9 protein-coding genes are annotated in these 12,162 nt (G+C 49.6%); 6 read left to right on the top strand and 3 right to left on the bottom strand.

Annotated features, from left to right (window positions below):
• The first annotated feature begins 311 nt into the window (after positions 1 to 311).
• The 3 genes from JI741_RS30810 to JI741_RS30800 all read left to right on the top strand — a co-directional run bounded on the left by JI741_RS30810 (position 312) and on the right by JI741_RS30800 (position 1,761).
• On the top strand, positions 312 to 557 hold the full coding sequence (locus tag JI741_RS30810; RefSeq protein ID WP_202016223.1) for a hypothetical protein: 246 nt from the start codon (positions 312 to 314) through the stop codon (positions 555 to 557).
• A gap of 88 nt (positions 558 to 645) precedes the next feature.
• Positions 646 to 1,140 (top strand): DinB family protein, encoded by a 495-nt coding sequence (locus tag JI741_RS30805; protein ID WP_202016222.1) that lies wholly within the window; start codon positions 646 to 648, stop codon positions 1,138 to 1,140.
• A 150-nt stretch (positions 1,141 to 1,290) separates the two neighbouring features.
• Positions 1,291 to 1,761, top strand: coding sequence for a nuclear transport factor 2 family protein (locus JI741_RS30800; RefSeq protein ID WP_202016220.1), 471 nt, complete (start codon positions 1,291 to 1,293; stop codon positions 1,759 to 1,761).
• Positions 1,762 to 1,926: 165 nt separating this feature from the next.
• On the opposite strand, the gene JI741_RS30795 is transcribed toward JI741_RS30800, so the two are convergent.
• The 3 genes from JI741_RS30795 to JI741_RS30785 form a co-directional block, all read right to left on the bottom strand.
• Positions 1,927 to 3,660: a tetratricopeptide repeat protein gene (locus tag JI741_RS30795; protein ID WP_202016218.1), complete on the bottom strand. Its 1,734-nt coding sequence runs from the start codon at positions 3,658 to 3,660 to the stop codon at positions 1,927 to 1,929.
• A 158-nt stretch (positions 3,661 to 3,818) separates the two neighbouring features.
• On the bottom strand, positions 3,819 to 6,293 hold the full coding sequence (locus JI741_RS30790; RefSeq protein WP_202016216.1) for an ABC transporter permease: 2,475 nt from the start codon (positions 6,291 to 6,293) through the stop codon (positions 3,819 to 3,821).
• Between the two features lie 431 nt (positions 6,294 to 6,724).
• Entirely contained in the window at positions 6,725 to 7,141 is a 417-nt protein-coding gene (locus JI741_RS30785) for a hypothetical protein (RefSeq protein WP_202016214.1), read from the bottom strand.
• A 496-nt stretch (positions 7,142 to 7,637) separates the two neighbouring features.
• Here JI741_RS30785 and JI741_RS30780 point away from each other — a divergent pair, with 496 nt between their 5' ends.
• From JI741_RS30780 to JI741_RS30770, 3 genes are all read left to right on the top strand, one after another.
• Positions 7,638 to 10,016, top strand: a complete 2,379-nt coding sequence (locus JI741_RS30780) for a DUF1549 domain-containing protein (RefSeq protein WP_202016212.1) — start codon at positions 7,638 to 7,640, stop codon at positions 10,014 to 10,016.
• 33 nt (positions 10,017 to 10,049) lie between these two features.
• Positions 10,050 to 11,483: a DUF1501 domain-containing protein gene (locus JI741_RS30775; RefSeq protein ID WP_202016210.1), complete on the top strand. Its 1,434-nt coding sequence runs from the start codon at positions 10,050 to 10,052 to the stop codon at positions 11,481 to 11,483.
• A gap of 366 nt (positions 11,484 to 11,849) precedes the next feature.
• A complete protein-coding gene (locus JI741_RS30770) occupies positions 11,850 to 12,161 on the top strand; it encodes a hypothetical protein (protein WP_202016208.1) in 312 nt (103 codons plus the stop codon).
• The last annotated feature ends 1 nt before the right edge of the window (position 12,162 follow it).

The following is a 12,162-nucleotide window of genomic DNA, read 5'->3' as shown; positions in this document are numbered from 1 at the left end:
CGATATGTTTTTTGGTCCTACCCCTGCATTGCAAATCGCAGGGTCAGGTTAGCGACTACGACCTGCAACTGGCGAAGGCCAAGTTTGAAACCGAAATCATACGCAAAGGGTATTGGGAGGAATTCTCAACCGAAAATGGCAGGCTATATTTTTCACATCGCCGCGATTTCCAACTTCACGGAAGCATCAGGGTTGTACCTGTTCTGAGGCCGGTGTCACCACCTCGTTCAACCATTTCTATTAGCGATTTTCAAAGTGACTATTCCACGTTTGTTGCAATAATATACCGGAACAAGAAACTTAAAGACGTGATGTTCATCACACATGCTTACGACAAACAGGAGCGGCTCATTGAAGTGCCTTCGGTGGGCATGAAGCCAAAAAAAATCAAGTCCATTTTTCGAAAGTATGCGAACAGTGTTTTTTACGACGACAGCGCCAATGCGTTTTGCCGTTTCGAAGGGAATTCCGTTTTTGCCTGGGACGACAGCCGGGGGAGGTTTGTTGACTATTTTAAATATATAAACAGAGCCGTTTCGCCGATGCGCAGAAGATAACTTCCCCTGGGTAGCCGCATGCCGTTTGATGAAATCATTTACAAATCAGATTTCCATCGTACTTTGTAAGTATTAAACTAACGGCGCAATGCACCTCCAACAGCTCACCACCCGTCTCTTCGCCTACAACCTTTGGGCAAACGAACGCATCACGTCCTGGCTGATGACCCTTGACCGAAGCATCCTCTATGAAAAAACAGGTTCGAGCTTCGGAACCATAGACCGGACACTTCAGCATATTCTCTCCGCACAAGTCTATTGGCATGCCATCATCTTCCACGGCCAGATCAAAGACTTCCATCTGCCGGTAAAAGAAAACGCTGTCGACGAAGTAATAGCCGATCTCGTAGCAAGCTCGCAAGCGTTGGCCAGTAGCCTCACAACCTTAACCGAGCAACAATTGATTGAACGTATCCAGGTTTCCGACAGCACGCAGAGCCGATACGAATATATCCTGCACGTAGTCAACCACAGTTCATACCACCGGGGCCAGGTTGTGACGCTGTGCCGCGCGTTGGGAGTAACAGAAGAAATACCGGTAACTGATTATGATGCGTACCTTTGGTGGATAGAGAATATGTGATGACGGGCTGTCATTTCTTTGTTGCAAAAGCGGACGAACTCCTTGTTCAGATTTGAACACGTTTTCAAAAGAAAACATCAAATAAATGCCATTGCGCTGCATGGAATTGGGGCATACCAATTGCAGAGGAAGAAAATCAAAACACCTTACATGACACCAAAGATCTTCCTTCTGGCAACAGCCACGTCCACGTTGCTCTCCTTAACGCTCAGTGCTCAAAGCACCGCGGAGCTACAGGATTTAACCAAGACCATTGCTTCCATGGATAGTACTTTCTTTCACGCGTTCAATATGTGTGATGTTGAAACGTCAAAATCACTTTTCACAGAAGACCTGGAGTTTTATCACGACGCCGGAGGGCTAACAAACTACACCCAGAACCTGAATTCTATTACGCGGAGATGCGATGGGGAAACCAAAGTCAGACGAGAACTGGTTGAAGGCAGCCTTGAAGTTTTTCCGATCAAAGATTTTGGAGCCATCGAAATTGGACGTCACAGGTTTTACTATACCGAAAAGGGTAAGCAAGAAAAGCTGGACGGAACTTTCAAATTTGTTCATATCTGGAAAAATGTAAAAGGCAGTTGGAAAATGTGCCGGGTGATTAGCTATGATCACTAGTTGTGAATTTAAACGCGACGATCGAAACAAGCTCAACCTATCAGGCCCAATTTCAATAACACCAGCACCTTTCGCGTTATTCAAGTATTGCACAGTCAACGCAAAAAAAAGGACAAACGCGTTGTGACCCGTTTGTCCTTTTCAATTTCCGATTTCCTATTCAACTCATGGTTTCGTCATACAAATCATGCTGGCCAAATAGACCAATGCGTCCGGCGATTTTTCATCGATCCTCAGTACCAAATCTTTTCGCTTCTCCGGGTCAATCACCGAAGCTTGCAAAGTTATATCGGCATACTTCCAGGCTTCCGTGAATTGTTGTTTTATCGCTTCCGCTTCCGATGTCTTTCCTTGTGCGACAAGACTTTCGGCAAGGCCGTTTAGGGCAAATCCATTTTTGGGCCAGTGGGCCAAATCTTCGCGATATATTTTTTCGGCTTGTTCGTAGTCCTTGGTTTTAAGCAACACGTTTCCCAGGATGTGCCTTACGGAAAAAAACCAGTCGGGAGGTTCGTTGTAGTTCAGGCTGTCTTCGATGTGTATTGCGTCGCTCAGCAGTTGAATGGCCTCTTTGTGTTTTCCTTCTTTTATGTAGAGTTCAGCTTCCAACACTTTTGAAGATATCTTGCAGACGTCGGTCACCTTGTTAATTCCCCAATTCAGTTGCTCCGCTATAGCTGGCGACGCGCTGAGTTCGTTCAGCTTCTTCAGTTCTTCGCGGGCCTCGGCAGCTTTGTTCAGATTGGCATAGGCCATGCCTTTTGTGTAGTGCCAGATGGCCGTAGGATAAATCAAATCATCTGTCGGTTGGGGCAGCGTCAAGATCTTTTCCCATTGGCCAAACTTGATGAGGATGTGGTTGGGGATAGTCAGATAGTGTTGCACCATCTCATAGCCCGGCTCATGATAATATTTTTTGTCGATGAGGCTCGCGGTCTTGTAAGCAGCTTCAATCGAACGTGCGCCGCGACCTTCAAACGCTGCGGTGGCGGCAAGGAAGTGATAGTTGTGCGGATAATACATCTGCGGATAATATCCTTGCGACTGGCATTCGGCTATGTAGATGCTGTCGGCAAGCACCGCAGCCTCGTTGGCAACAGACCCTTCATGATAGTCGCCCGTGTTGATATAAATGTGCGAAGGCATATGCACCAGGTGGCCGGCCGACGGCACCAGGGTTTTTAATCGTTGCGCGCTGATCAACGCTTTCGACAAATCCGAACTGGCTTCGGTGGCATGGAGATAAAGATGATTGGCCAGGGGATTTAGCGAATCGATCGAGATAACTTTTTCAAGAAGCGACACCAGTTCGGGTGTCCACGCTCTGGGCGCTCCGCCTCTGCCAGCATAAAAATCCCAGGGATGCAAATTCATGACCGATTCGGCATAGAGGGTTGCCACAAACGAATTGTCTGGAAACTGGGTGAAGGCCTGCTTCATTGCATCCGCAAAACCTTCGGCGTCTGTTGCCGCGGTGTCCATCGGAAATTTGATCTGAATGGCTTTGATCACGGCTTGCTCCCAGGGAGAAGCACCGTCACTTAAGCTTACGGCTTTTGTTACCGCTTTCCGTATTTCGTTCACGGTGCCCATGTTGTCGACAGAATTAAAATTGGGTCCCAGCACGTAGGCGATTCCCCAATAGCCCATGGCAAACGTGGTGTCTTGCCGGATCGCTTCTCTGAACGACCGCTCCGCTTCCGCATGGTTAAAATTATTGGCCATGATGACGCCCTGGTTGAAGAACATCTGCGCGTGCTTCGACTCCGTTGTGACGGGAACACTATAGTGGCCAATGTTCTTTAAAACCGGCGCTTCAAACGACGGCTGATTTTGTTTACAGCCGATTGCCCACAGAAATGTGGCGGCCAGGAGAAAATGGATCTTTATGGTTTTCATATGTGGGGGATTAGGGTCAATCCGTTTTATCCAGTTACATACAATTTGGTCAGGTGCAACCTGATCCGTTTTCTGCCCCACAGCTACCGGACATCGATGAAACTAAAATACAAAATAATTTTTAGTCCCCAACAGCGCAGGAAGGGATTGTCCCTCTCTCATTCATGCTTCAACGCCTTTATCGGGTTTGCTTTCGACGCTTTGAAGAGCTCATAACTCACCGTGAAGAGCATCAACAAAAACACCAAGCCGGCACCGACAACGAAAGGCATGGCGGTGAGGCCGATGCGGAACGTGAAGGTGTTAAGCCACTGTTGGCTGAAATACCAGGTCACTGGCAAGGCGATCAGCACGGCGATCACAAACATCTTCAGGAACGTGGTGATCAGCAACACCACAATCTGCGCCGACGATGCTCCCAATGATTTGCGTATGCCGATCTCCCGCGTCTTCTGTTCGGCCATAAACGACGAAAAACCATATAACCCCAAAATGGTGATGCAAAGGGAAAGCAGCGAAAACCATTTTGCCAGGCCCGACACCTGATTTTCCTTTTTGTATAATTTTCGAAACTCATCGTCTATGAACCAATAGTCGAAGCCAACGCCGGGCAGCACTTTTTTCCAGGTTGCTTCGATGGCGCGAATTTTCTCGGCCACGCCCTTCTCCGGGAGGCGCACATATAAAATCCGATCCTGCATGCGCAAGCGTGGCGATATCACCAGGGGATTGATGGCATGGTAGGCCGACTGAAACGGGAAATCTTTTACAACACCTATCACCGTGCTACGGGTTTTCAAAAACACGTTGTCGACCTGCATGCCTAAAATGTTTTCGTTTGTTCTGTTGAGTATTTTCACGGCCTTTTCGTTGAGCAGCACCGTGTTTGAATCGGATGGAATGTTGTTGTCAAAATCGCGGCCCGCCACCAACTGCAGGTTGAAGGCCTTGCAAAAATCGAAGTCGGTGCTCATCCTGGCCCACACATATTCTTTGTCATCTATTTCCGAAAAGCGGAACGTGTTGTCCATGCCACCAAAGTAGTCGTGGCGCGGCAAGTGGTTGCTCATGGTAACGTAGGCCAGGTCTTTGTCCCGCAAGAGTTCGTTTTTTAGCGACGGATATTTTTCGTTTGGTGCCACGGTTCCAAAGCGCACCGAAAGAATGTGCTGCCCGTTTTCATTCAACTTCGACTGTTGTATAAAATCCATCTGACCCAGAATGATGATGGACGACACCGAAAGAATGACCGCAGCAGCAAACTGAAAAGTGACCAACGCCCTTCGCAGCAACTCCGATCCCTTGCCCACAACCTTGCCCTTGAGCACTTCCGTTGGTCTGAATCCCGAAAGGTAAAATGCCGGATAGCTACCGCCGAGCACGGTCACCACCAGCACAATGCCCAGTAGTCCCAACACAAAACGAATGTTGAAAAGACTGAGCACGTCGAAGTGTTTATCGGCAATCTGGTTGAAGTAGGGCAGCGCGAGCACGATCAGGATCAGGGCCAGCACCAACGACAGGGCTGTGTTGAGCGCCGATTCAAGAATAAACTGAAAGGCAATGTCGCGGCGCCGGCTGCCCAGTGTTTTGCGCAGGCCCACTTCCTTGCCGCGGGTGCCGGCGCGGGCGGTGGCCAGGTTCATGTAGTTGATGGAAGCAATCACCAGGATCAGCACACCAATCACCGACAGCGTGTACACAGTTTGCAGATTGCCCGGCGCTTCAAACACCGCCCAGTTTATCTGCGAATCGAAATGCATGTCGTCGAAGGGACGGATCACCGACCCGATTTTATTTCCCTCCGCGCGAAAAGCAGAATCCGACTCCTGCGTGATGAGCGACAACCGCTTCAGTTCCTCGTTCATGGCGTCGATGGGTGCGCCGTCGGGCATGTAGAGGAAGGTGAAGAAAAAATTTCCGGCCAGTGTGTTTCCGTCCATGGACTCGGCAAAGTTGGTGCCGCTGCTCTCGTAGGTTGTTTTCAGCCCGTTCATGTTCAACAAATATTTGGGTCTGAAAAATGTGTTGGCCGGATAGTCTTCGAACACACCCGTGACCTGATACTCCACCTCTTTGCCAAACGTGGAGAAAGGATGTTTGATGGTGAGCAACTTGTCGATAGGCGACTGGTCGCCAAACAACGTCTTAGCGGCCGACTGTGAGATGATCATGCTGTTGATGTGTTCCAATGCCTTGGAAACATCGGTGCCGCTGGTCATTTTCACATAGAGGATGTCGCCAAGCGATTGCTCTACCCAATAGAGGTCGCCGTCCTGGTTGAGGATGATCTTGTCGGTTTGTTTGTCGTGGATCGAGTGAGGAAAGCCGGTGATGAGCAGGCGTGTGTAACTTTTAACGTTCCCGAATTTTGCCTTGAGCTCGCGAGGATATCCGCCGGGCACAGCACCAAACGAATCCCGGTTTCCATTCTTGTCGGTAACGGATCCGCCGAGGGAGTAGAGTGCGTTGTGGCGCGGGTGAACGGTGTCGTAGGTGAGCTCATCGAAAACATACAGATAGATGAGCGACGATGTGGCGATGCCGATGGCTAAACCAACAACGTTGATTAGCGAGAAGATCACATTTCGCCTGAACGCGCGAACGGTGATCAATAAAAAATTCTTAAGCATGAGAGAGAGGGTTTGAGGGTTTTTATATACGTGCTTGTGGCAAGTAGCTATGGAAAGCCGTAAAGCGATGCCACCGTTTTCGGAATGGGTCATGCACGATAATGTCAACACAAATCACCCACGACTCAGTTTACGGTGGTATTGTTTTTTCTCGCTATTAATGGATACATCGATAAACCAAGCGCTGCTCTCGGGCGTCTTCTCTCACATCATTTTCAAAAGCAGACGATTGATTAAGGTCGATGATTGACGGGCAATTGAATGTAGTAAATCGGGAAGTGAATCGCAAAGGATATGGCGGGTATTCGTTGCTGCTCTGGGGAGAAATCAAACTGAGCGTGTCAACATTAATAATGCTGCTCAATGAAAACAGGGGTTTGGGTTTTCATCCGGAATGATGAGGTCTTTTCTGATTGTTGTAACTCGCCAACCTAATCTCCAAGTGTCCGGTACCAATTCTCCTCAATTTTCCAGTTGTTGTCAGCGTCACGAGAAATCCTTTTTTCAAACTCTTCTATTCTTTTTTCATCCGTTGTATACATAAGACGGGTTGATGGCGCTTCAAAATAATTTCTGAAGATCCAGAATGAAATCGTCATTCTTTCCTCGTCACTTTCCCAAACCGATATGTCGTTTCCTCCATTTGAAACAACGGGGAATTCATAAGGCAATTCACAGATCCCATTTTTTGAACCTCTGTGTGGACGCAATTCCTTTCTCTTTACTTTATCAACGACGGCCATGCGTCTGTCATATAGAATAAACCAGTCAGCTCTTTCAATAAGTCTATTTACAGGTGCGTGTTTAAATGTCAAAAAGAACAAAATTGAAAAGACCAGTACTTTCATGATTCTCAGTTTGGTAAGCGAGTTCCGTTCCTTAACTGATTTCACAATTTGAATGATGGCGATTCCAAGAAAGCCAATTGACAACAATAGCCACAACAGGGCGACTATAAAACATGGAATAAAATAAAATTCAATAACTGTCAGAACACACCAGCCAACTACTATGTAAATTAATATCCTCTTGCTCATTAAAGACTATCCTCCACCTCGCACAACACATGCGTTTATAATATTGACGAAATATAATAGCATCCCTTTTAAGGACCAACCAGCGCGTTAAAACTATCGCAAACCCGGCGGCTTTTGCGGATTATGGATTGTTTTAGGCAGCGAAGGTCAGCATAGGGCAGGATGGTTCTAATGATGAATTTGATCGAAATTAAACCTCTGAATGCTGCCGACACGGTCGTCGCAATGTGCAGACAGGGGCAGGTCGGATGGTTAAACTGTAGAGATTAAAATGGAAGTATTGTTTTTCACTGGCAATCACTGCCATATGCTGAGTGGTGTCTTTGGTTTTTGGATGTGGCAGTTTCTGGGCAGACTTCATCCGCTCATGGTACATTTCCCCGTGGCATTGCTCGTTGTGGCACTCGTGCTAGAGGCCATTGCATTTCGAAAAAAAAATGACGTGTTGCGGCCGGGCATTCAGGTGGTTCTGGCGGTAGGCGCCGCAAGTGCCGTGCTGGCGGTGATGTTTGGTCTGCTGCTGATCGCCAACGACGACTACAGCGGCGATGTTCTGAATGCTCACTTGTGGTTTGGTGTTGCTACGGCAGCTCTCTCCGTGGTCACCCTGTGGTTTCACACAAAAATTTTCAAACATCAAAAAATCAATTTCCTGAAATTGTATCGCGCCGGTTTGCTCCTCACGGTGATTGGTGTGACCGTGGCCGGGCACCTGGGTGCTTCGCTCACGCATGGCGCAGATTTCCTCACCGAAGTGTTGCCTCAGGCTGATGATGAGTCCGGGCCGGAAACGGAAAGTCCGGCGAGCATGGCGCTCATAAAAGCCGGAGGCGACCACACCTTCACCGAAAAAGAGCTCGACCTTCTCTCATTGGAAGTGCGCACCATCTTCGCCCACAATTGCTACAAATGCCACAGCGCCGACAAGATTAAGGGCGAACTGCGCCTTGACAAAAAAGAGTTTGTGATGAAGGGCGGTGAATCAGGGCCCGTCATCGATTTGAAAGATCCCGACAACAGCGAGCTTGTTCGCAGAATATCGCTGCCCAGAAGCGACGAAGATGTTATGCCTTCCAAAGGAAAATCGTTGAGCAAGGATGAGATCGCCATCATTAAACTGTGGATCAGCAAAGGTGCGCACTGGCCCGACAACGCCGGCGAGATCAAGCTCTTTCCGATGGCCGCCCTCGCACCACGAACACCCGCGCTGCCACCCGCCCGACCCGGAGACAACAACGCCGTGGACCGTTTTGTAGGCGCCTATTTTGATAAAAACAAGATTGAATGGCCAACCTTGATTGACGACAAGCTGTATATCCGCAGGGTATACCTCGACATTGTCGGACTCTTGCCGCCGCCCGAAACCATCGACGCGTTTGTCGCAAACAAAAATCCGGACAAGCGAAACCAACTGGTGAAAGAGTTGCTGGGCATGAACGACGCCTATGCACAACACTGGCTGACCTTCTGGAACGACGCCCTCCGAAACGACTACACCGGCACCGGATACATCACCGGCGGACGCTTTGGTATTACGGATTGGCTATACGAATCGCTGCGCGACAACAAACCGTATGATGCTTTTGTGCGGGAGTTGATCAGCCCGGGAAAGCGATCGGAAGGGTTTATCCGCGGCATCCAATGGCGGGGCACCATCAACGCCAGCCAGCGGGTGGAGATGCAGGCCGCACAAAATGTGTCGCAAGTGCTCCTGGGTTTAAATCTTAAATGCGCTTCGTGCCACGACAGTTTTGTGAGCGACTGGAAACTGAAAGATGCATACGCCTTTGCCAGCATCTTTTCCGACACAACCCTCGAGATCAACCGCTGCGACAAACCAACCGGAAAAATGGCCGGCACAAAAATTCTTTTCGAAGAACTGGGCACCATCGACAGCACCGTGAGTGTGGAAGAAAAACTGAAACAGCTTTCGGTTTTCCTCACCTCACCAAAGAACGGCCGTCTCTACAGAACGCTGGTGAACCGCATGTGGGCACAACTGATGGGCCGCGGCATCATTGAACCGGTTGACCTGATGGATAACAAACCCTGGAGCCAGGACTTGCTCGATTGGCTGGCGTCAGACTTTGTTGAAAACAATCACGACATCAAAACACTGATCTATACCATCGTCACCTCGCGCACTTACCAGTTGCCGTCTGTGGCGCTGGACGATGAAAATAAAATCAACAGCGAAAGCTTTGCCTTCGGAGGCCCGTTGCTCAGGCGGTTGTCGGCCGAGCAATTTGCCGATGCCGTCAGCACGGTTGTTTACCCGCTCTATCCGGACAGCACACGACAATATGTTCCCGCAGTTCCGGCATCGTCGTTTGCGCGATCTTCCCTGGTGAAGAACGACAATCTGTTGACTGCGCTGGGGCGACCAAACCGCGAAAACGTGACAACAAAACGATCATCGCAAGCCAATCTTTTGCAGGCGATGGAGCTTACCAACGGTGCCATGTTCAACACGGTGCTGGCCAGGGGCGCCAGGCAGTGGCAGGTGAAGTATGCCACGAGCGACCAGTTGGTGCACGAGGTGTATAGAAAGGCGCTGGGAAGAAATCCTGCCGAAGCAGAACGGAAAGCCGCGGTGGCTATTCTCGGACCCAAGCCCGAGGCAAACGGCGTAGAAGATCTTTTATGGTCTGTGTTGCTGCTGCCGGAATTTCAATTGATCCAATAATCATAAAAAAACAAAAAACGTCGTCGCATCACTATGGCACATACTTGGAATCGCAGGGAATTTTTGAAGAGCGCATCGGCCGCGACGTTGGGCGCATTGGCAGCAGGGGCACCGTTGTCGATGCTGAACTCGTGCGGCAAGCCTGCCCTCACCAGCACGGCCGATACGGTGATCCTGTTGTGGATGGCTGGCGGCATGGCCCACACCGAGACATTCGACCCCAAACGCTATACACCATTTGAGAAAGGCATGTCGGCCAACAGTGTGCTGAGCACGTTCAAATCAGTACCCACAGCGTTGGATGGGATCAGTTTTTCGGAAGGCCTCGAAAGCATTGGCAGTGTCATGAACCTGGGAACGATCGTGCGCTCCTATGTGGCGGCAGACCTGGGGCACATTCTGCACACGCGACATCAATATCACTGGCACACGTGTTATCAACCCCCGCAGACTGTAGCGGCGCCACACATTGGATCGTGGATGGCGCAATTGTTAGGACCAAAAAATCCCGTTATCCCCGCGTTCATCGACATCGGGCAGCGCTTCTCCGTGGGCGAAGGCGAAGAGTTGAAGGCGTTTCACTCCGCCGGTTTTCTGGGAAATGAATTTGCACCGTTCTTCATTCCCGATCCCAGCACCGGGCTCGACAGTGTGAAGCCGCCGGTGGGCATGGACTACAAACGTTTTGAAAGACGCAACCAGCTCTACAACGAACTTATCAGCAAGGGGCCGGTTGGCGAATTCGGAAGCGACTATCAGAAAGAATCGCTTCGGCGTTCCATGGAACAGGCCTATCGCTTGCTGAACTCGCCCGAAGCCAAAGCCTTTGATCTCAACAGTGAACCGAAAGCCAGCTACGACACCTACAACACCGGCCGCTTTGGCCTGGGATGCTTGCTGGCCAAACGGTTGACGCAACAGGGCGCGCGCTTCATCAGCGTGACCACGGAGTATGAGCCCTTCATGGGATGGGACACACACGAGAATGGTTTCACACGCGCCTCTGCCATGAAGAAACAGATCGACAAACCGATCGCACAATTGATCAAAGACCTCCAGCAATCCGGACACCTGGACCGCACGTTGATTATCGTGGCCAGCGAATTCAGCCGCGACATGATGGTGGAAGGCCGACCCGATGCCAAAGTGCAGGAACAGGTAAATCAACCGGATGTGATCAACGACATCAAACACTACGGCATGCATCGCCACTTCACCGACGGCTGCTCGATCCTGATGTTTGGCGGCGGCATCAAGAAAGGGTATGCCTATGGCAAGACTGCCGATGAGCGCCCCTGCAAGTCGATCGAGAAACCCATCCGCATCGATGAAATTCACCAGACTGTTTACCACGCACTCGGCATTCCCGAGGATACGCACTACGTGATCGAGAAGCGTCCGTTCTACACGACACCCGATGGAAAAGGAAGGTGTGAGATGGATTTGCTGAGCGGCACACAAGCCTAGATAACCTTATTCGAAAAAACGAATTCTTACACAAGGGCGTCAGGCATTGCGATCAGGGCGTGCACATCCTAAAAGTCCCATAAATCGACACAACGCAGGAATTTTTTCATTAAAATGAAAATTTTATTCGGGGACACATAAGGGTATTTTTGAGCGACCCAAGAGAAAATATCAATGGTTATTTGCAAACCACATTTGTATTTTATCCCATGACAGTCTTGATTCTACGATTGATTTACCGATCACGGACCAAACTGATCGGGCCCTTGTTTGCGTGCTAAACCTACCATCGCACTTGTAACAAACCTAAGCGCTATCTTCAGTGTTAACAATGTGATACAGTCATTCGATACTAAACTGAATTGTATGAAAGCGCGTCCATCAGATTCAAAAGCAACGTTGCATGCCCATCACGAGCATGTTGTTGAGATCACGATCCGGAAAGATCAGCTTGAGAAAAAAGGGTTTTCCACCTTCCCTGCATTGAGTGCATGTGCGCTCCAGCCGTTGCCCAGAATGGCTGATAAAGGCGACACCCTTTTGTTCCGGTTCCACCTCGAAGACTGGAACAATGTTGTGAATGATTTCCTGGATGACCGCACGATTTCCTTCGACAACTTTCGCGTTCTCCAACACGAAACCAATCGCGCGAAGGGCATTCAGTTCCTCGCTGAATAAA

The sequence above is a fragment of the Chryseolinea lacunae genome (genome assembly GCF_016735595.1).
In the GTDB taxonomy this organism is placed as follows: Bacteria; Bacteroidota; Bacteroidia; order Cytophagales; family Cyclobacteriaceae; genus Chryseolinea; species Chryseolinea lacunae.
This window is presented reverse-complemented; position numbering and strand designations above follow the sequence as displayed.

Excerpts from the sequence above, each read along its gene's own strand:
- JI741_RS30810 (WP_202016223.1), top strand. The coding sequence starts at position 312 with ATGTTCATCACACATGCTTACGACAAACAGGAGCGGCTCATTGAAGTG.
- JI741_RS30805 (WP_202016222.1), top strand. The coding sequence starts at position 646 with ATGCACCTCCAACAGCTCACCACCCGTCTCTTCGCCTACAACCTTTGG.
- JI741_RS30800 (WP_202016220.1), top strand. The coding sequence starts at position 1,291 with ATGACACCAAAGATCTTCCTTCTGGCAACAGCCACGTCCACGTTGCTC.
- JI741_RS30795 (WP_202016218.1), bottom strand. The coding sequence starts at position 3,660 with ATGAAAACCATAAAGATCCATTTTCTCCTGGCCGCCACATTTCTGTGG.
- JI741_RS30790 (WP_202016216.1), bottom strand. The coding sequence starts at position 6,293 with ATGCTTAAGAATTTTTTATTGATCACCGTTCGCGCGTTCAGGCGAAAT.
- JI741_RS30785 (WP_202016214.1), bottom strand. The coding sequence starts at position 7,141 with ATGAAAGTACTGGTCTTTTCAATTTTGTTCTTTTTGACATTTAAACAC.
- JI741_RS30780 (WP_202016212.1), top strand. The coding sequence starts at position 7,638 with ATGCTGAGTGGTGTCTTTGGTTTTTGGATGTGGCAGTTTCTGGGCAGA.
- JI741_RS30775 (WP_202016210.1), top strand. The coding sequence starts at position 10,050 with ATGGCACATACTTGGAATCGCAGGGAATTTTTGAAGAGCGCATCGGCC.
- JI741_RS30770 (WP_202016208.1), top strand. The coding sequence starts at position 11,850 with ATGAAAGCGCGTCCATCAGATTCAAAAGCAACGTTGCATGCCCATCAC.